17 protein-coding genes are annotated in these 19,291 nt (G+C 43.5%); 12 read left to right on the top strand and 5 right to left on the bottom strand.

The features are described from left to right. The gene (locus ACYQ05_RS07565; protein ID WP_459819847.1) at nt 1–417 is read left to right on the top strand and encodes an OsmC family protein; all 417 of its coding nucleotides are present in this window, start codon (nt 1–3) and stop codon (nt 415–417) included. A 127-nt stretch (nt 418–544) separates the two neighbouring features. On the opposite strand, the gene ACYQ05_RS07570 is transcribed toward ACYQ05_RS07565, so the two are convergent. Continuing rightward, the gene (locus ACYQ05_RS07570) at nt 545–1,648 is read right to left on the bottom strand and encodes an AI-2E family transporter (protein WP_459819849.1); all 1,104 of its coding nucleotides are present in this window, start codon (nt 1,646–1,648) and stop codon (nt 545–547) included. Between the two features lie 47 nt (nt 1,649–1,695). Between ACYQ05_RS07570 and ppnN the strand changes: the two genes are divergently transcribed. The 9 genes from ppnN (at nt 1,696) to ACYQ05_RS07615 (ending at nt 11,873) form a co-directional block, all read left to right on the top strand. Continuing rightward, nucleotides 1,696–3,069 (top strand): nucleotide 5'-monophosphate nucleosidase PpnN, encoded by a 1,374-nt coding sequence (ppnN, locus tag ACYQ05_RS07575; RefSeq protein ID WP_459819851.1) that lies wholly within the window; start codon nt 1,696–1,698, stop codon nt 3,067–3,069. Between the two features lie 9 nt (nt 3,070–3,078). Continuing rightward, nucleotides 3,079–4,323 carry a DEAD/DEAH box helicase gene (locus tag ACYQ05_RS07580; protein ID WP_459819853.1) on the top strand — a complete coding sequence of 415 codons (1,245 nt, stop codon included), beginning with the start codon at nt 3,079–3,081 and terminating at the stop codon, nt 4,321–4,323. 38 nt (nt 4,324–4,361) lie between these two features. Next, the gene (gene waaC / locus ACYQ05_RS07585; protein WP_459819855.1) at nt 4,362–5,381 is read left to right on the top strand and encodes a lipopolysaccharide heptosyltransferase I; all 1,020 of its coding nucleotides are present in this window, start codon (nt 4,362–4,364) and stop codon (nt 5,379–5,381) included. Nucleotides 5,382–5,504: 123 nt separating this feature from the next. Continuing rightward, a complete protein-coding gene (locus ACYQ05_RS07590) occupies nt 5,505–6,575 on the top strand; it encodes a hypothetical protein (RefSeq protein ID WP_459819857.1) in 1,071 nt (356 codons plus the stop codon). A gap of 350 nt (nt 6,576–6,925) precedes the next feature. After that, nucleotides 6,926–7,939, top strand: coding sequence for a polysialyltransferase family glycosyltransferase (locus ACYQ05_RS07595; protein WP_459819858.1), 1,014 nt, complete (start codon nt 6,926–6,928; stop codon nt 7,937–7,939). Nucleotides 7,940–8,105: 166 nt separating this feature from the next. After that, nucleotides 8,106–8,348 (top strand): hypothetical protein, encoded by a 243-nt coding sequence (locus ACYQ05_RS07600; protein WP_459820084.1) that lies wholly within the window; start codon nt 8,106–8,108, stop codon nt 8,346–8,348. A gap of 65 nt (nt 8,349–8,413) precedes the next feature. Beyond that, the gene (locus ACYQ05_RS07605) at nt 8,414–9,694 is read left to right on the top strand and encodes an O-antigen ligase family protein (RefSeq protein ID WP_459819860.1); all 1,281 of its coding nucleotides are present in this window, start codon (nt 8,414–8,416) and stop codon (nt 9,692–9,694) included. Next, nucleotides 9,691–10,863, top strand: coding sequence for a nucleotide sugar dehydrogenase (locus tag ACYQ05_RS07610; protein WP_459819862.1), 1,173 nt, complete (start codon nt 9,691–9,693; stop codon nt 10,861–10,863). Before ACYQ05_RS07605 ends, ACYQ05_RS07610 begins: the two co-directional genes overlap by 4 nt. Beyond that, nucleotides 10,863–11,873, top strand: a complete 1,011-nt coding sequence (locus ACYQ05_RS07615; RefSeq protein WP_459819864.1) for an NAD-dependent epimerase — start codon at nt 10,863–10,865, stop codon at nt 11,871–11,873. Before ACYQ05_RS07610 ends, ACYQ05_RS07615 begins: the two co-directional genes overlap by 1 nt. A gap of 63 nt (nt 11,874–11,936) precedes the next feature. Here the strand turns inward: ACYQ05_RS07615 and ACYQ05_RS07620 are convergent, their stop codons facing one another. The 4 genes from ACYQ05_RS07620 to ACYQ05_RS07635 are packed head-to-tail and all read right to left on the bottom strand — an operon-like array spanning nt 11,937 to nt 17,418. After that, a complete protein-coding gene (locus ACYQ05_RS07620; protein ID WP_459819866.1) occupies nt 11,937–14,003 on the bottom strand; it encodes a bifunctional DedA family/phosphatase PAP2 family protein in 2,067 nt (688 codons plus the stop codon). A gap of 53 nt (nt 14,004–14,056) precedes the next feature. Further along, the gene (locus ACYQ05_RS07625; protein WP_459819868.1) at nt 14,057–14,809 is read right to left on the bottom strand and encodes an EI24 domain-containing protein; all 753 of its coding nucleotides are present in this window, start codon (nt 14,807–14,809) and stop codon (nt 14,057–14,059) included. Continuing rightward, nucleotides 14,806–16,188, bottom strand: a complete 1,383-nt coding sequence (locus tag ACYQ05_RS07630) for an NAD-dependent succinate-semialdehyde dehydrogenase (RefSeq protein ID WP_459819870.1) — start codon at nt 16,186–16,188, stop codon at nt 14,806–14,808. Before ACYQ05_RS07630 ends, ACYQ05_RS07625 begins: the two co-directional genes overlap by 4 nt. A 12-nt stretch (nt 16,189–16,200) precedes the next feature. Next, entirely contained in the window at nt 16,201–17,418 is a 1,218-nt protein-coding gene (locus tag ACYQ05_RS07635; protein WP_459819872.1) for an EAL and HDOD domain-containing protein, read from the bottom strand. Nucleotides 17,419–17,694: 276 nt separating this feature from the next. Between ACYQ05_RS07635 and gcvH the strand changes: the two genes are divergently transcribed. Continuing rightward, complete coding sequence (gcvH, locus tag ACYQ05_RS07640) at nt 17,695–18,081, top strand: glycine cleavage system protein GcvH (RefSeq protein ID WP_459819874.1); 387 nt, start codon at nt 17,695–17,697, stop codon at nt 18,079–18,081. After that, the gene (locus tag ACYQ05_RS07645; RefSeq protein WP_459819876.1) at nt 18,078–19,286 is read left to right on the top strand and encodes a class I SAM-dependent rRNA methyltransferase; all 1,209 of its coding nucleotides are present in this window, start codon (nt 18,078–18,080) and stop codon (nt 19,284–19,286) included. The genes gcvH and ACYQ05_RS07645 overlap by 4 nt, the downstream gene beginning before the upstream one ends. Nucleotides 19,287–19,291: the final 5 nt, after the last annotated feature.

Here is a 19,291-nt window from a genome sequence, read left to right on the forward strand (position 1 = left end):
ATGGTTAAAGTCAGTTGGAAAGGGGGAGTGGCTTTTGAGGCTGAAACCCCAACGGGTCATAAGGTATTGATGGATGGTTCACCGGAGATTGGCGGGCAAAATCGAGGGCCACGTCCGATGGAAATGATCCTAGTAGGATTAGGTGGCTGCACCTCGATCGATGTGATCACCATGCTGGAGAAAATGATGCCTGGCCAGGTGAAAGATTGTGTCGTGGAAGTTGAGGCGGAAAGAGCCGATGCGGTGCCGGCCGTGTTTACCAAAATCCATGTGCACTTTAAGATATATGGTCAAGATTTAAACGAGAAAAAAGTTGCCAGAGCCGTTAAACTTTCGGCAGAAAAATACTGTTCTGTTTCTAAAATGTTAGAAAAGAGCGTGGACATTAGCCACGATTATGAAATGATTGAAGTTTAGATTGAAGGGTTAAAATTTAGGGGGCAATTCGCACAAAACCTTCATCAACCCCCCCAAAAAATTTTCCAGAATTCCCAGTCCTGCCTGTCGAGAGTATTTAAAAAGTGCGTTGTTTACACAGCTTGCACTAGCTTCTATCAAGCAGGTGCTGGTTTTTATGTTCGTAGACTTCAAAAATGGCAATTGCCATGGCGGCAATGACTGGGCCGAAAAAGAGTCCGAGAATGCCAAAGTGGATCAGGCCGGCAAAGGTGGAGAGGACAGTCAGTAAGGTGTGCTCAGTCACTTTTGAGCTGCTGCGACCTTGACAGTAAATATGCGAAATTTTTTGGATAATGATCGGGCGTGCCAAATTATCAATCAGAAAACCATTGATGAATGCCCCCGTAACCACCAAAATCACCGCATCCGTATAGTGGCCATTGGCTAGACTAAAGAAAGTTAAAGGGAGCCAGACAAGGGCTGAACCGACTATGGGGATAAAAGAAGCCACCGCCACGGCTAAACCGATAAAAAGGGCGGGTAAGCCTAAAAATAGGGCAATCAAGGTGAAAGTCAGCCCCTGAAGTAGGGCGATGCTGAGAATAGAGAGCAGCAAGGTGCCCGAAAGTTCAGAAAAACGGTGCATGAGCATGGTGTCATAGACATTTTCCAAGGGTGAAAGCACTTTTAAATGATGACTAATCGCTTTGCCATCGCGATAGAAGAAGAAGAGGGCAAAAACGGCGAGCGCGACAAAGGTGATAAATGAGGAAGTGCTGCCGACAATGCCATGAACGAGGCCAATTGCAATTTTTTGTCCAAATTTTAAGATGGGTTCGGCGTTTTGTTGCACCTGTTGAGTAATTTCTGTCTGAACCTCTCCAGGCATCCCCAACCAATCCAAAATTTGATGGTTTAAATGCAGCAAGCTGCTGCGATCTTGTGCCGCCAGCCAAGCATGAATTTTGCCATAGGTTTGTCCCACCTCAATACTGGCAACGGTGAGCAGATAGCTCAAAGGGAGAATTAAGATAACGACCACGATTAGACTCATCACTAAAGCGGTTTGATTGGGGTTGTGTTGGCATTTGGGGAGTATTTTTTGGTAAAGTGGATAAGTGGCGGTGGCGAGAATGGCCGCAAAGAACAGTGCCTGTAAAAAGGGGGCGAATAGCCAAATTAAGCCAAAAATCGCCAGTATAATAAGGGCAATTAAGAAACCATCTTCATAAGGTCTTTGAGAAGCCATTGTCTATCCAATATTTATTGCATTGAGAAGGGTAAGGAACATTATATATGAATAGCTTACGAGAAAAAGTGTTGATTCGCCCCTCCGGCGTGTTGCAAATTCTCTCTCAACAAGAAGCCAAACTGCTCAGTGAACAGGAGTCGCCAGAGCTGAATCAGCTTTTGAAACAGTGCGCATTGGCGGTGCTTAATACGGGCTCAAAAGAGGACAGTGGCAAGGCTTTGATGGAGGCGTTTCCAGATTTCCATATTAATGTGCGCGCCAAAGGGCGTGGTTTGCAGATTGAGTTACTGAATCCTCCTAAGCAAGCATTTGTGGATGGCGAGTTGATTGTTGGCTTGCAAGAGCATCTCACCTCGGTTATTCGCGATTTGGTCTATAACAAAAATAAAATTGTCGATTCTGGGCAATTTGACCTCAATGACAGCTTCGGCATTACCAATGCCATTTTTCATATTGCGCGGAATGCTAATATCTTAAAACCTGGCGTGGCACCGAATATTGTGGTCTGTTGGGGCGGGCACTCCATTTCGATTGAAGAGTATAAGTACACCAAACATGTGGGCTATGAACTGGGGTTGCGGAATTTAGATATTTGTACTGGCTGTGGGCCGGGCGCAATGAAAGGCCCGATGAAAGGGGGGATGTTGGGGCATGCGAAGCAGCGCTATCCACAAGGGCGTTTTATCGGTATTACAGAACCGGGGATTATTGCTGCAGAGGCGCCCAATGCGATCGTGAATGAATTGGTCATTTTCCCAGATATAGAGAAGCGTTTAGAGGCGTTTTTGCGGATTGGGCATGGCATTATTATCTTCCCCGGCGGGCCAGGTACGATGGAAGAGCTGCTCTATTTGCTCAGCGTTCTTTTGGAGCCGATGAATAAAAATATTCCATTTCCTGTGGTGCTAACAGCATGTGAAGCCTATGCCGACTACTTTGAGATGGTCAAAACCTTTTTACTGGCAACGCTGGGGGAAAAGGCATTAAGCCGCTTGCAGATTATTAACCAAGATACCACTGAAGTGGCACAAACCATGCGTCAAGGGCTGACTTATGTGCATGAATATCGTAAAGCCACTAGCGATGCCTACTATTTTAACTGGAACCTCTATATTCCTGAAGAATTACAGCGTCCTTTTGAGCCCACGCATGAAAATATGGCAGCACTCAATCTGCATAAAGATCAGCCGGTTCATCAGTTAGCCAGTGAATTGCGTCGAGCTTTTTCCGGCATAGTGGCTGGCAATGTGAAACAGGATGGGATTGAGCGAGTCCAGAAATATGGACCTTTTAAATTGCATGGCGATAAAGAGATTATCGAAGCCTTAGATGGACTGTTGCGTCAATTTGTGGAACAGAAACGGATGAAAATCAGTGGCGACTATACGCCCTGTTATGAGCTGGTGGTCGAAGAATAGGAAGGATCGATGGAGAATCAACACGAAATAGAGCCAATTGACAGCTTTGCGGAGATGGATTTGGATGAACGGCTGTTGCAAGCTTTACAAAACCAGCACTATACCAAGCCGACTCCCATTCAAGCAGCCGCGATTCCGGTGTTGTTAGATCAGAAAGATCTCTTGGCTGGCGCGCCAACGGGAACCGGAAAAACCGCGGCATTTGTGTTGCCCGCTTTGCAGTATCTGATTGACAATCCAGCGCGCGCGAGCTCTACCCGTATTTTGATCTTAGCACCGACACGTGAATTGGCCTTTCAAACCCATAAGGTGGTCAAGCAGTTGGGGGAATTTTTAGAATTTGAGTCGGTGGTGGTCACGGGCGGCTTTAATCAAGCGCAACAGCTTAAGCGCCTGGAAGACCCGTTTGATATTTTAGTGGCCACGCCGGGGCGGCTGCTCAATATTATGGCCAATGAAAACCTGGATCTTTCGCAAGTGGAAATGGTGGTGATTGATGAAGCCGACCGTATGTTGGATATGGGCCAAGGGCCCGATGTAAAAGCTTTGATTGAAGTGATCCCTGGTGATTTCCAAGCGGCGCTGTTCTCCGCGACGCTGGCAGGTGCCGGGGTGCGCAATTTTGCTGAAGAGGTTTTAGAGGAACCCATTGAAATTGAGCTATCAGCGCCCAATCAACAGTCGGATCATGTGCAGCAGTTTAATTATTTTGCTGATGACATTCCGCACAAACAGCAGTTGCTTAAGGCGTTGATTGCCGATGAAAGTTGTCAAAGTGCGCTCGTGTTCTGCAATAAAAAAGCGCGAGCGATAGAATTGACCGAATGGTTACAGAGTCAAAATGTTTCCGCGCAGGTACTGCATGGGGATTTTGTACAAGCCAAGCGCATGGAGCGCATTAAGCGCTTTAAAAGTGGCAAGGTCAAAGTAATGGTGGCCACGGATGTTGCCGCGCGGGGGTTGGATATGCTCAATATTACCCATGTGATTAACTTCGATATCCCTTTTAGAGGCGACATTTACATTCATCGTATTGGTCGCACGGGTCGAGGTCACCAAATGGGCATCGCCTGTAATTTAGTGGCACCGTTTGATGTTAAAAATATGCAGCGGATTGAGTACCATCTACAACAAAAACTGCCGGTTGCCAAAATTAAAGGCTTAGAGCCTAAAATCAAATTTGGTCAGCCCAAAAAAGCGAAAAAGAAAGTGCATAAAAAGAAACTCGCGAAGAAACGTGCGAAATCAAAATAGAGCGCTGAACCATTGAAAATAAATCGACTGTTTAAATTATGCGAATTTTGTTAATTAAAATGTCCTCAATGGGAGACGTGTTCCACACCTTTCCAGCCCTTTCTGATGCACACATGCATGTGTCAGATCTTAAGGTCGATTGGGTGGTGGAAAAGGCCTTTGCCGAGATTCCGAGCTGGCATCCGGTGGTGGATAAAGTTTATCCGATCGAGTTAAGACGGTGGCGTAAGACCTTGTTAAGCGCTCAAACGCGAAAAGAGATCAAAGTTTTTTTTGAAACGCTGAATCATACGCAATATGATTTGGTGTTGGATGCGCAGGGGTTGTATAAAAGTTTGTGGGTGGCTAAAAAAGTGAAGGCGCCGATTTATGGCATGGATTTCTCAAGCGCAAGAGAGCCTTTAGTCAGTCTGTTTTACCACCAAAAAATTTCAGTCGAAAAAGCGCGACATGCGATCACGCGTTTGAGGGAGTTGTTTGCTAAAACGCTGAATTATCCAGTTTCGCCTAATGATCCCATTGTTTATGGTTTGGATACCTCCGAGTGGAAAAGGCCGGCGCTACCTTGGCAGACAGATCGCTATTTGATCTTTTTACATGGAACCACTTGGGAGACTAAGTGCTGGCCAGAAGCGCACTGGCGAGCGCTGCTGCAAAAAGTCTGCCAGCGAGGGGATAAAGTGATTCTCCCATGGGGCACAAAAGAAGAGCAAGCACGTGCCTATCGTTTGCAACAAGGTTTTGAAGCATGTACTTGGGTGCCTGAACAAAAGCTTAGCCTCAATCAGATGGCAAAACTGCTTAAGTTTTCTAAGGCAGTGGTCTCCGTAGATACCGGTTTATCCCATGTGGCTGCCGCACTGGAGGTACCGATGGTCGTGCTCTATCGAGTGACCGATCCCAAATTGGTAGGCGCTTTAGGCCCTCAGGTGAAACAGCTGGTTTCGCCTGTCGCTCATCGCTACTTAAAACAGTTTCAATCAGAAGCGCAAGCGAAATTATCCCTTGAACATTTATCGCCGCAAGAGGTCCTTGACGCTTTGGAGAAGGCGTTATGAACCCATTTACCGCATGCTATTTGATGTTTAGTTTTTGCTACCTTGAAGTGATGACTATATTAAAAGGTAAGTTATTATTGAATACTTTAAATAACAAGAGTTAAGTAAGTGTATGAAATTATAATGAAAAGCCAGCATCCTACTTTATTTATCACCTATTCTCCGAGACACATTATATTGTCAATAGCAGTGGCTTTGAATAATGAATGTAAAAATTCCGTGCTTGTGATTCATGATTCTTTTTTTGGAGCGAATTTAATATATGATGTTTTAAAGCAAATGAAAAACACTCCATTTTCAGAAATATTTTTTTATAGTAACTCAAAATCTGATGTGTATAGTTTTAAAATTAAAGAAAAAATTCTCTTTAAACTATCAAAAACAAAGTATAAATTAAATTTTCATTCAAATATTGTAGAGGGATATAACTTAAATCAAGTTATAACGCCAATGGTTAATGATGTTCTCTGTCAATATTTAGTTAATAAAAGAAAGCTTACTTGTCAGTATATGGAAGATGGCTTGTTTAGTTATATTGATATGCCAGCGAAACATGTGAATAAAATCAAGCTGATGGGAAGAAAGCTAAAGTATGGCCTATGGTATAAAAGGCCCGGAAAAACTGGATCTCCAAATTGGGTTTCGGCATCCTGGTTTTTTAACCCAAAATTAGCAGCAAAACATATTCGCAATAAGCCTGTTGAGACGGTCTCCAAAGATTACCTTAACGCTTCTTGGTTTAATAGCTTCGTGTTAAAAATATATGAAGCATTTCAAGTAGATTATTCAGAACTTTCGAAGTTAGATTATTTAATCATACTCAATATCATATCAGATGTTGAAAGTCGCAACCCCAATGTCACTCATGAACTTGAAAGATATATAGAAAGCAAATATCACGAAGGTAAAAAAATTGGCTTAAAGCAGCACCCTAGAGATTCGAGAACGAATGAGTTTACGAATGTTGTCGTTTTGCCGAAAGGCTTTCCAGCGGAATTGATTATTCCGGCTTTAAAATCAGGTGCAACCCTGATTGGAGACTACTCAACGGTATTAATTGATGCAAAAAATCGAGGGGATCTCATTGTTGAGGTGGTCAATAACAATTCAGAAAATAAGCAGTTTGAAGACATTTTTAAAACCTTAGATATTCCCGTTCACAAATCCTTTGAGAGTCTGTTAAATAATTATTGACCCTATATTTTGAACTTACCAAAAGGCATTGAAATGTACTTTTCTAAGATATTTGGTAGACATAATGTTTGTCTTCTTTGTTTGTTGCAGGTCATAATCTTGTCTAATCCTAAACTTTTTCCGGGATTTTTTGGCTTTTTTATACACAGAGATTGTAAAATGTGTTTTCAAACCTCAAGCAGTTGCATCGTAATGGTGTGGAATGAGTGGGGCTTGATAGAGGTTTTTAGGAGCGACTCGCCAAGATTACGAAAGCCAGACCATTTTGGACGAACATCAGGTTTTCCAAAGATGCACGCTGTACGTGTGTCTACAGGCTGGATTGTACATTAAATCACTGGGAGAGGCTTTTGTATAACTTATATATAGTCAGTACGCCGAGACACTGGCTCATTGCAGTATATTTAAGATTATTTTGCTATGCTGATAGAGGGGCTATTTTATTGATAGAGCCAGCTCTTGCGAAAGAGAAGATCTATCATCAAATCTCCAAAGAGATTTTTGGGGATGCGGTAGAATCGATTAGAGATGTCTATCGTTGGCGGCAATTACACCAAATCAAACATTTATTTAAGCGCTTTGATATTAGACATGTTGCCACAGGTTCTGTGAATGAACCCTATATTCAATATGCGAGTTACCTAGTCTCAAAGAACTCAAAAGAAGGGTGTTTTCTGATTGATGACGGTTTGTTTAGCTATCAATATGTTCATAATAAGAAAGTCGCTTATTATAAAAAAATTTTTAGAAAACTTATTTGGGGGACTTGGTATCGAACCCCCTCTAGCTATAGAATTCAATCTGAATGGATAAATGGTGCTTATTTATTACATAATCATTTATTTGAAAATAATGATAAAAAAATAAATAGACTTCCATCTGACTGGCTGGAATGTTTAAGTAAAGAGACATTTATTGAAAGGCTGTTGTCCGAATATTATTTAGACAAAAAAGACATTAATGAAGTGCAACAAGTTATTATTTTTGGTATTTTAAAAGATAATTTGGCTACATTGCCTAGCTATGAGAGAGATCTACATCTGTATCTAGATAAGCAGCTACAACAAGGTAAAATAGTTGGGGTTAAATTCCATCCTAGAGACAAACAGCGCTCTAGGATGGAAGGAGTTGTAAATATCCCTAAAAAAATTCCATTTGAAATTTTATTGAGTTCTTTAAATGATGATGTTGAGATCATAGGTGATATCTCATCAGTTTTATTAGAGTTTAAAATGCTTCGTCCACAAGCAAAGGTGATCGCCGTAACCAATAACAGAAAAGGCTTTGAAGAATCTTTGGATTATATGAAGAGGCTGGGTATAAAAGTGGTTAACTCATATAAAGATTTAGTGGATTCTGAATAATCCTAAAACCCTTATAAAATTAGGATCTAAGCGTAAATTCACCACTTAAAATTGTAACTTTTGCTAAAATATAAGTTCAATTTTTTGAAAATTCTAACACCAAATGATTGCTATGAAACCGAAAATGCAGCTCAAAAACCCAAACTGAGATCTATTCGGACCTCTATTGGTAGACATCATCAATCCAGAGCATGAAGTGGTTGAGCTCGAAAAACGCATTGACTGGGAACTCTTTGAAAAAGAGTGGTTTGATTTATTTCCCTCAACCACAGGCAGACTGGATCGTTATACCCTAAAAGGTCAAATAGGATACGCAATGTTTGCTTTATTGTGTGCGGCAGGTCATAATCTGCGTTTAATCCTGAGCTTTATTCGGGTTTTTTGGCTTTTTCATTCGCGGAGATTGTGAAAAGCATTTTCGAGTCTCAAACTGTAGCAGCGCAACGGCGGATACGATAAAAGAATTTTAAAAAAATGATTACTGCACTTAATAAAATAATTCCATCTTTTTTTCTCGTCTTTATTTTTTTGTCTATTGGGACGGTACAAAATTTTCTCGACTATGGTATCTATATGATATCTATTTTAGGTCTTTTTTTCTATTTAAAAGAAAGGAGTTCTGAACCAAAAGAAAAGTTGTTTTCTAAAGATTTATTTCATTTTATGGTGATATCTTATTTACTTTTATTTTATATTACCTTGAGGATTTTGCTTAAAGATTATAAGGAATTGTTTTCTTGGGAGTATGAGGTTTTTAGGTTTTTAATTCTAATGCCTTTCATAGCTTTGTTTTTTAAGCGATTCAGTGTGACGCCTGTTTTGGTATGGAAGTCCATTGTCATTTCCGGTTTATATGTGATTCCATTTTCTATTTATATCTGGATGTATCATTTGCCGAGAGGTGCAGGTTTATTAGATAACCCAATTTTATCGGGTAATTTAGCTATGACCTTTGCGCTGCTTTCTTTAGTTAGTTTTTTTGCTTTAAAAAGCAGGTATTGGAAATTTCTTGCGATATTAGTTTTTGTTTTTGGTGTTTTTTTAAGTTTTTTATCAGGTTCTCGTGGCGGATGGTTAGGGTTGTTGCTCGGTGCATTCACAATTGGAATCATGCTTTATAAGCTTAAACGATTTAAAGAGCTATATTTTTCAATTGCATTTATTTCTGCATTAATTATTCTGGTCGTTTTGGCTGATGATATCTTCCCTGTAAAAGATCGAATTATTTTAGCTTATCAAAATATCACAAATTATTTTGCAGGGCATGTAAGGACATCTGTTGGTTATCGACTGGAAATGTGGCTAGCTTCCTATTATGGTTTTATTGAAAAACCAATTTGGGGCTGGGGTTGGGATGAATTCACTACAATGCTTCAAGCTATGGCTCAAAAGGGATATGTGGAACTTATGGATTTTGGACAACCTCATAACGATTATATACGCTTATTGATTGAGTTAGGTCTAGTTGGTTTAGTGATGTTCTTATTATTCATTTTGTACCCATTTTTCAAGTTCATAAATTATGCTCGATTAGCGCTCAAAATGAAAGATGATGAAGGGCTTATGTTTGCTGTAACGGGCATTGTATTTTTGGAGATTTTGTTTGAGTTTATGTTATCTGATGGGAATATTACTTACAAACACTTTATGATTTTTTTCATGTTGATCTGTATCCTGATTTTTTTATATTTCGGGTCAAAATATGATCAAAATAATGTTCAAACTTCGTCCAATAGAGGGATTAGCAGTAAATGAAAATCGCAGTCGCAGGTACGGGTTATGTTGGCTTGTCTTTAGCCGTGTTGTTATCACAGCACCATGAAGTCGTGGCATTGGATATTGTTAAAAAGAAGGTCGATTTACTGAATCGTCAGCAATCGCCCATTGTTGATGCTGAAATTGAACAGTTTTTACAGGAAAAGCCTTTAAATTTGAAGGCGACTCTGGATAAGCAAGCAGCTTATGAAGGGGCTGAATTTGTCATTATTGCGACGCCCACCGATTATGATCCGCAGACCAATACCTTTAATACCCGTTCAGTTGAGGCGGTCATTGAAGATGTGTTGCGCATTAATCCGAATGCGGTCATGATTATCAAGTCAACCGTACCGGTGGGGTATACCAAATCCGTTAAAGAGAAGTTTCAGACAGAAAATATTATTTTCTCTCCAGAATTTTTACGAGAGGGTAAAGCGCTGTTTGATAATTTATACCCTTCGCGGATTATTGTGGGGGAAGAATCTGAGCGTGCTGAGCGTTTTGCGCAATTATTGGTAGAAGGGGCGGCTAAACCGGCGGATGAGATTCCGGTGTTGTTTACGCAATCCACTGAAGCGGAAGCGGTGAAGCTGTTTTCTAATACCTATTTGGCCATGCGTGTGGCTTATTTCAATGAGTTAGATACCTATTGTGAAACCCATGGATTAAGCACGCGTCAGGTGATTGAAGGTGTGGGCTTGGATCCACGCATAGGAAATCATTACAACAACCCTTCTTTTGGATATGGCGGTTATTGTTTGCCGAAGGATACCAAACAGCTATTAGCCAACTATGATCAAGTCCCTAATAATTTGATTAAGGCGATCGTGGACTCAAATACGACACGCAAGGACTTTATTGCCGATTCTATCATTCGCCAGCAGCCAAAAGTGGTGGGTATTTACCGTTTGGTGATGAAGGCTGGCTCGGATAATTTCCGCGCTTCGGCCATTCAAGGAGTGATGAAACGGATTAAAGCCAAAGGCATTGAGGTGGTGGTGTATGAACCTGTGTTGACCGAGCCGACCTTTTTTAATTCTCGAGTGATTGACTCTTTGGAAGCGTTTAAAGCCATGTCCGATGTTATCGTGGCCAACCGGATGACAGATGAGATTCAAGATGTGCGCGATAAGGTGTACACACGTGATTTATTTGGACAGGATTAATGAAAGTATTAGTGACCGGCGCGGCCGGATTTATCGGTTTTTATGTCTCACTGGACTTATTGAAAAAGGGACACACCGTTATTGGCATCGATAATCTCAATGATTATTATGATCCAGCGCTAAAGCGTGCACGTTTAGCGGAAATAGCGCATTTTTGTCAAACGCATGCGATTGCAGATGCGTTTGAGTTTATCGAAATGGACATTGCGGATCGCACGGCTACGCAGGCATTATTTGAGACGCAATCTTTTGATCGCGTGATTCATTTGGCTGCTCAGGCAGGTGTACGTTACTCGATAGAAAATCCCCATGCTTATGTCGATTCCAATTTGGTGGGCTTTGTTAATATCTTGGAAGGGTGTCGTCAGCAGAAAACAGCGCACCTGGTCTATGCCTCATCCAGCTCAGTCTATGGCATGAACACGAAAATCCCTTTTTCTACTCAAGATAGAGTCGATTATCCAATCTCTCTTTATGCTGCGACCAAAAAGTCCAATGAGTTGATGGCGCATACCTACAGTCATTTATATGGCATCCCAACAACTGGTTTGCGCTTTTTTACCGTTTATGGCCCATGGGGACGTCCGGATATGGCTTATTTCTCTTTTACAAAGAAGATCTTAGCCGGCCAGCCCATTGATGTTTTCAATCATGGGCAAATGGAGCGGGATTTTACCTATATCGATGATATTGTGGAAGGCGTTGTAAGGGTGATGGACCATATTCCTGAAAAAAGAGGGTCGGAAATCACCACGGCTCAGGCGCCCTATGCGATTTACAATATCGGCAACAATCAACCGATTACTCTTGAACGCTTTATTCAGGCGATAGAAAAAGCAACCGGTAAAAGTGCCATTCGCAATAACTTGCCCATGCAGCCTGGGGATGTCCCCAGAACTTTTGCCGATGTGGATGACTTGATTTCGGATGTGGATTTTAAACCGAAAACGGAGATTGAAGACGGCATGAATCGGTTTGTGCAATGGTATCGAGATTTTTATTCACTCTAGCCGGTTGATAGATCGTCGATGTTGTTTAAAATCCCCAGTCCTGCAGGGCGTGATCTGCCAAAGCTACTGAGCATTTTGGGGGCAGAGCTTGGGTTGATTAGATAAGTTGATAATGGTCAGTTTTCCTCTGCTGAAAAAGGAGGCGCCCCAAAGAGTGTGATGGATTTGGGGAGCGGTGAGCGTCAGTTGGCAGATTTCGGGCTGAGGCGTTTGCTTTGATAGGGATTGAGTCAGTTGTTGAATGGTGGAATCGCTCTCTGGAAAAATTTGATAGAGCCACGGGTTATAAACATTCGTTAAACGTTGGCCAGCGCCGACAAGAATGGGTTTTTCTTTGATATTCCAAGGCGTCTCCCAGACGCGCAAAATATCTATGGTGGATTTCTCTGCATTCGGTGAAGTGTATACAAAAGTGAACTGATTGAGATGTTGATTCCAGAGCATTGGCAGAACAGATGGTTGTGGATGCCAGCCAGCAGCTTCGAGTCTTTGAATCCATTGCCCTTCATTTTCTACAATAAAAGCAACACTAATCGGTTGAGAGGGTTGGCCGAAGAGGGTTTGCGTATCAATGAGGTGCTGAGACTGTAACACTTGGTGGAGAGGGGCCTGAATCGTGGTTTTAAAAGGTTTGGGTGGGGGCGCCAGCTTAGGATGCCAGTGAAGCGTATAAAAAAGCGTCCAAGCGACGCCGATCGCTCCGAGCAACCCCAACCATTTTTGCTTATGTGAGGGAGATGACCAGTCGATATAACGCTGAGCCGTTGCCCATTCGCTGATTGTGATACCGATCATTAGCCAGATAAAACCCACCAGAAATCCTGCTAAAACATCACTGACATAATGCACATTGAGGACAACTCTGCTGAAACCGATGGCGAAGACTGTTATGAAAATGAGTAAAAAAGGTATCCCTCGGTTTTGAGTTAAGCTTCGCAGCCAGATATACCCCAAAAAACCATAAAAACTGACCGCTAGGGTTGCATGCGCGCTTGGAAAAGCGTAAGTGGATTCCAATAAAATGGCGTCTTCAGGGCGCGCCCGCTGAAAGGCCCACTTGCTCAACTGCGTAAACAGTAAGGCGCCGGTCACAGAGGTCAATAGAGAAAGGGTTAACCAACGCCCTTTGTATAGCCAACTCCCCAGCAATGCCAACAGAAACAGAGGGCCCGCCACTTGGGGAATGCCTAAAGCGGTGATCCAAATAAAGACAGAGATCAGTTCAGATGAGCGGTAGTGGCTGATGAATTCTGAGACCACGTGATCGAGTGCGACCAGCGTATCGGAGGTGATTAAGTCTTCGACCACACCTGCAAATAGCATGACTGCATAGAGTAACGCAAGTGAGAAGAGGGTCAGTGGAAGACCGAAAAATGATTTTGCATCGAAGCGCTGTGCTAGGAAGGCAGATAAACGAGGCTGTTTTTGTTTAAAGTGTTGCCATTTGACATGTTTATTTAAGAAGCTGGTGGTGGCTCTGTAAAGGGTGCTTAAGATTCGAATAAAAAGATTTTTTTGTTCTGGATAGAGCTGCTTGAGTGTCCAGGTCAACAATAGAACTAGCAAGCCTAACAGGAGTAACAGGCCGATGCGATGGAGCCAAGTCTCGGCCAAAGTCAAAGTATGGGCAAAAAGATAGCCAGTGCCAGCCCATAGTAACGCCCATAGGGTGCCCCCTATGATGTTCCATACCATAAAAACGTTTTGAGGCATCTTTGAAGCCCCTGCAATCATAGGGATAATCTCTTTTACCCCCGGTATAAAGTGTCCAATAAGGACGGTTTTGTCGCCATATTTCTGGAAGTAAGCAGACACTTTATCGACGGTTTTAGGGCTAAAAAAACGGCCTTCTTGTTTTTTGAGCCAGCGCATTCCATAGTGTTGCCCGAGCCAATAGTCAAAATAATCTCCCAAAATTGTGCCAAGGGCACTCAAGCTCAAGATGCCTATAAAATGAATCTCTGTTGTGGCCGCAGCAGCCCCTAGTACCAGAATGAGGGTGGCGCCTGGAAAAATTAAACCGATGACCAAAAGAGATTTAATAAAAGCGGCTAAGAATGCGACGCCATAGATGAGGACTTGATAGTGCTCGAGTAGGGTGACTAGGGTGTGATAAAGTTGATCAGACATGTGGCCATTCAGTTTTGAGCGTTTTCAGACCAACGCTCATAGGGCGGATACATTTAATTTGAACCCTCTTGTAGTTTTTGAAAACTATAGTGTGCCGTGGCAATGACGGCCAGCACTGGGATAAAGAGCCCCAAAACTGGGATAATGCTTAAACTGTAGAGAATGGCGATGGGCACAGTGAGTTCCCAATTAGTCACCGGTTTGATCTGTTGGAAAAGCGGTTCAGGCAGAATCACTTGCCCCACATCGGAGACCACGGAAAAACGGAAGAAAAGAAAGCCGATGAGCCAGAACCAAATCACATTGAACAGTGGGATAAACAGAACGGGCAGGGTGACAACCATGAGTAGCAGCATTTTGAGCCCAAACTTGATGACCTCCCAAACCATTCCCAGCGTCGACCCATGTCCTTCATAAGAGATGTTTGGATAGTGTAAGTCATGTACCGCTTTGACCAGACTATCGGTCATAAAGCCGGTAATCACCATGGCAAACAGCAGAATCAAATAGCTGCCGATTAAAACGCCTAAAATGCCTGCCACCACCGTGACAACTGCTCCAATGAGCCAGAGGAGTAAGGCGCCAATCACGGGAATGGACTCTAAGCTCTGCTCAGCCTGCTGCTGCCACTGTTGCAGGTCCTGCACCATCGGGCTTTGGGTCACCATATCACTGGTGAGAAATAGGCCAAAGAGTCCATAACCGAGTAGAGAGACTAGAATAATACCGGCAACAAAAGGAATGGCCAGCCTCATGAGGATGACGGGTTGTTTGAGATCTTGAAGCGTAAGCCAGAGAAGTTTCATTTGTCGATCCAGATAGATTTGATGTTACAAAATTCGCGTAGGCCATAATAGGAGAGTTCTCGACCGTAGCCGGAATCTTTAATGCCGCCAAAGGGCATTCTAGGATCAGAGAAACTGATATGGTTCACAAAGCAGGCGCCAGACTCTAAACCACGCGCCATCGTTTCGGCTGTGGCAAGGTCATCATTCCAGATGGAGCCTGCTAGCCCAAAGCGAGAACCATTGGCAATGCCTAGTGCATGTGCGGGTTCAGAAGCAGGAATAATGGTGGCAACTGGACCAAAAGTCTCTTCAGTGTAGACGGGCATATTGCTGGAGACATGGGTGATAATAGTGGGGGCATAATAGCTGCCAGGTCGATCTAATTGATAGCCGCCGGTCACAATTTCCGCCCCTAATTCGACCGATTGCATCACCTGCTGATGCAGTTCATCGAGCAAATCTTGGCGTGCCATGGGTGCAAGCGTGGTGTTGGGATCAAGCGGATCACCAGCGACAAACTGCTTTTCCACCGCCTCTTTAAAGGCTTGTGTAAAATCGTCTGCAATGGTTTGGTCCACAATAAAGCGCTTGGCTGCGATACAGCTTTGCCCCATGTTTTGGAAGCGACCTACGACGGCGTTTTCAATCACCCGTTGCATATCGGCGGTCTCGGAAACAATAAAGGGGTCAGCGCCGCCCAATTCTAAGACGCATTTTTTGAGCTCTGAACCTGCAATGGCGGCGACCGTGCGACCAGCACTTTCAGAACCGGTGAGGGAAACGCCTTTAATGGTCGGATGACGAATCACACTTTCAACCTGGCGAGCGGAGATCATTAAATGGGTATAAACAAAATCAGGAAAGCCCGCTTTGCGGAACACCTCTTCAATGGCAAGCGCACATTGAGGGACATTTGAGGCGTGTTTGACCACCACCACATTGCCTGCGACAAGCGTCGGTGCGGCAAAGCGGAAAACTTGCCAGAAAGGGAAGTTCCACGGCATTACACCGAGAATGCCGCCGAGAGGATGGAAAGAGACATAACTTTTATGCGCTTCTGTTTCCACTTCTTCATCAGCAAGATAGTCTGCTGCATGTTCAGCATAAAATTCACACACCCGAGCGCATTTTTCGATTTCTGCTTTGGCTTGGTTGATCGGTTTTCCCATCTCTAAAGTAATCAGTTCGGCCAGCTGCTCTTCATCATCGCGTAGCACCCCCGCAACACGTTTAAGCAGTGTGCAGCGGTCTGCTAAAGGGGTTTCTTTCGACCATTGTGGGAACATAAAACCCACTTCTTTCAGGACTTCTTTTAAGGTGGGCTCGTTCCAGGTTTCGAAGACATTGAGCAGTTCGCCATTGGCGGGATTGATGGATTGTAGAGTGGGCGTATTCATGGAATTTGTCTCCTATTCGGCATTAGGGTGAGTGACGGCTTTAGCCCAAGCAGTGGCTGAAAGGTAGAGGTTAGCTAATTCAGCAATGCCTAGATTTTCATAGTGTAAATCGGTCCGTGCCATCTGTTGCTGTTCAATCGCTTGTAGTACTTTTAATGCTTCGCCCATAGGGCCTTTTTTCTCAATTAAAGCGGCTTTAATGGGCTCAGCTAGAGGCATTTTGTCCACAATCTCATCAAGGGGGAGTTTAAAGAACGCATTGAGATTGGAGAAAAGTCCGGTAAGGAAGAAGCTGTCTTTCTCCTTTTGGTGGCCACTTTTTTCAGCGAGCTGCTCCATAAAGTGGGCACGTGCTAAGCTGGAAACAATTAACTCTTGAGGAATGTCTTGCATATTGGAGAGCAAGAGCATATTGACCCAGAATTTTAGTCGTTTTAACCCCATATAGGTGATGGCATCTTTTACAGATTCAACTTTAACCGGAATCATTGCTGAAGGGCGATTAATGGCTTCCAGTAGCTTTTCTATTAAAGTCGGATCGTGACCAATAATCTCCGATAAGGTATTAAAATCGGTCTCTTCATCATTCACCTTGGCTAAAAGTTCAATTAAGGTCAGTTTATTGCCGTTCAGTTCTTGTCCTGTTTCTAAGCTAATGGGTTGGCTAAAGAAGTAGCCTTGGAAATAGTCAAATCCCAGTTTTTTATAATAGTGATAAGCTTCTTCCGTACTGACCGGGGTGGCGATGACCTTTAACCCCATCTCATGTAGCTGCGCCAACATCTCTTTTAATTTGCGTTCACTCGGTTCTTCCACATCAATCAAGGCGTACTGGCAAGCGTTTGCCAGCTTGAGACTGGTTTCATCTCCGTCAAATCGCTCAATGGCCAGTTCCATCCCTTCTTGGCGTAAGCTTTTGATATTTTGCAACACCTCTTTAGCGCGAGCGACCTCTTTTGAGAGTTCAATAAAGGTTTTTTTATTTTTGGGGAAAAGGTGGACGGTTTCTGGGCGAATAAGGGGGGCAGGTAGAGAGAGTATCACCGCCGCATTTCCCACAATATTTTCAAAGCCAATTTTTTCTTCGGTCTCTTTGATTAAAGCTTCTGTCGCTTCCAGTAGCTCTACATTAGGAAAGACACCATGGAAAAACCGCAGCTCATAAGCAAACAGCTGCATTTTGTCATCTAAAATGGGTTGGCGTGCGATAAAGATTTGAGATGGTGACATAAGCCCTCCTACTTTGAGACCTTTACGCTAGATGGCGCTACGAAAATATGTTATTTCATTTCAAGCAGCTGTATTTATGATGCAAAGGTCTTATTTTTAGTTATCTCTTTATTTTAATGTGAAAAAACAGGCAGGCGAGATTTTTTTGATAAAGAAATTGAATCTGCAACCACGGTATGGGAGCACTACGGCTAATCCGTTAATTGTTTCGTTGGGCTGTTTGCTGGCTCATGGTATGATATGAAGTTCAAAAAAGCCGTGAAAAGGGAGAAGTTGATGGCGCAATTACCTGAACATTTAAAGTATGCCGAGACGCATGAGTGGGTTTATATTGATGAAGAGGGCTTGGCAGTGGTAGGCATTACCGATTTTGCTCAGGAGTCCTTGGGGGATTTAATGAGTGTCACCCCACCACCTGTCGGGGCAGATGTGGCTCAAGGCGATGTGGTGATGACCTTAGAGTCGGTGAAGGCAGCATCTGATATTCATGCGCCAATCAGCGGGGAGATTGTGGCCTTTAATGAGGCTTTGGAGGATGAGCCGGAGTTGGTCAATGATGAGCCTTATGATGGTGGGTGGTTGTTTAAAATTCAGCCGCATGACTTATCCGAAATGGATTCATTGATGGATGCAGAAACCTATGGCAAGGCGATTGACCAATGAGTGCATCCATGCAACTGCCAGCTTTACGCCTCAAACCCAATGAAGACCGTCGTCTTAAACAGGGACACTTATGGATTTACAGTAACGAAGTCGATACCAAAGCCACGCCGCTTAAAAGTTTTGAGCCCGGCCAGCAGGTGATCGTGGAAGCGGCCAATGGCAGAGCTTTAGGCTTGGCTTATGTCAATCCCAATACCCTGATTTGTGCGCGTCTTTTATCGCGATCTGTCAAAGGTGAGTTGGGGTATAAGCTGTTAAAAAAGCGTATCCAAGCGGCGCAAAGTTTGCGAGAAACGTTTTATCATGAACCTTTTTACCGTCTGGTCTATGGCGAAAGTGATGCCTTGCCGGGTTTGGTGATTGACCGCTTTGGAGATGTTTTTTCGGTGCAGATTGCCACAGCTGGCATGGAAGCCGTCACCGAGCAAATCGTAGAGGTACTGGTCAATCTTTATCAACCGCAAGCCATTATGCTGAAAAATGATTTGCCCGCCCGAGAGCTGGAAGGGCTACCGCGTTATGAAAAAATCGCCTATGGCCATTTACCTGAAGAGTTGGTGATTATTGAAAACCTAACCGAGTTTGTGATTCCGATCGAAGAGGGGCAGAAAACCGGTTGGTTCTATGACCACCGTGAAGCGCGTAAACAGCTGCAGCAGTGGGTCAAGGGCAAAACGGTTTTGGATGTCTTCAGTTACTTAGGCGGCTGGGGCTTAGAGATGGCCACTGCGGGTGCCAAAGAGGTCACCTGTGTGGATGCTTCAGAACTGGCGCTGGATGGTGTCGATCAAAATGCCTTGCGTAACGGTGTGGCGGATAAAGTGATCACCATTCAGGGCAATGCGTTTGAAGTATTGAAAGCTTTAAAGGCAGAAGCGCATAAATATGATGTGGTGATTGTGGATCCCCCAGCATTTGTGAAAAAGAAAAAGGATCTAAAATCAGGCAGTGAAGGCTATCGCCGAATCAATGAATTGGCCATGCGCGTTATAGAACGGGAGGGGATTTTGGTTTCGGCGTCCTGTTCGCATCACATGAGCCGAGCCAATCTATTAACTCAGGTTAATCAGGCCGCGCGCCACATTGACCGCAGTTTGCAGCTGTTCGCGCAGGGTCATCAAGCACCAGACCATCCCATTCATCCAGCCATCCCAGAGACAGAGTATTTGAAATCGCTCTTTTTCCGAGTGGGGGAGAGTTGGTAAACACA

The organism is Galenea microaerophila (assembly GCF_054657255.1).

Excerpts from the sequence above, each read along its gene's own strand:
- ACYQ05_RS07615 (WP_459819864.1), top strand. The coding sequence starts at position 10,863 with ATGAAAGTATTAGTGACCGGCGCGGCCGGATTTATCGGTTTTTATGTC.
- waaC (WP_459819855.1), top strand. The coding sequence starts at position 4,362 with ATGCGAATTTTGTTAATTAAAATGTCCTCAATGGGAGACGTGTTCCAC.
- ACYQ05_RS07570 (WP_459819849.1), bottom strand. The coding sequence starts at position 1,648 with ATGGCTTCTCAAAGACCTTATGAAGATGGTTTCTTAATTGCCCTTATT.
- ACYQ05_RS07580 (WP_459819853.1), top strand. The coding sequence starts at position 3,079 with ATGGAGAATCAACACGAAATAGAGCCAATTGACAGCTTTGCGGAGATG.
- ACYQ05_RS07605 (WP_459819860.1), top strand. The coding sequence starts at position 8,414 with ATGATTACTGCACTTAATAAAATAATTCCATCTTTTTTTCTCGTCTTT.
- ppnN (WP_459819851.1), top strand. The coding sequence starts at position 1,696 with ATGAATAGCTTACGAGAAAAAGTGTTGATTCGCCCCTCCGGCGTGTTG.
- ACYQ05_RS07610 (WP_459819862.1), top strand. The coding sequence starts at position 9,691 with ATGAAAATCGCAGTCGCAGGTACGGGTTATGTTGGCTTGTCTTTAGCC.
- ACYQ05_RS07625 (WP_459819868.1), bottom strand. The coding sequence starts at position 14,809 with ATGAAACTTCTCTGGCTTACGCTTCAAGATCTCAAACAACCCGTCATC.
- ACYQ05_RS07645 (WP_459819876.1), top strand. The coding sequence starts at position 18,078 with ATGAGTGCATCCATGCAACTGCCAGCTTTACGCCTCAAACCCAATGAA.
- ACYQ05_RS07635 (WP_459819872.1), bottom strand. The coding sequence starts at position 17,418 with ATGTCACCATCTCAAATCTTTATCGCACGCCAACCCATTTTAGATGAC.
- ACYQ05_RS07620 (WP_459819866.1), bottom strand. The coding sequence starts at position 14,003 with ATGTCTGATCAACTTTATCACACCCTAGTCACCCTACTCGAGCACTAT.
- gcvH (WP_459819874.1), top strand. The coding sequence starts at position 17,695 with ATGGCGCAATTACCTGAACATTTAAAGTATGCCGAGACGCATGAGTGG.
- ACYQ05_RS07565 (WP_459819847.1), top strand. The coding sequence starts at position 1 with ATGGTTAAAGTCAGTTGGAAAGGGGGAGTGGCTTTTGAGGCTGAAACC.
- ACYQ05_RS07630 (WP_459819870.1), bottom strand. The coding sequence starts at position 16,188 with ATGAATACGCCCACTCTACAATCCATCAATCCCGCCAATGGCGAACTG.
- ACYQ05_RS07590 (WP_459819857.1), top strand. The coding sequence starts at position 5,505 with ATGAAAAGCCAGCATCCTACTTTATTTATCACCTATTCTCCGAGACAC.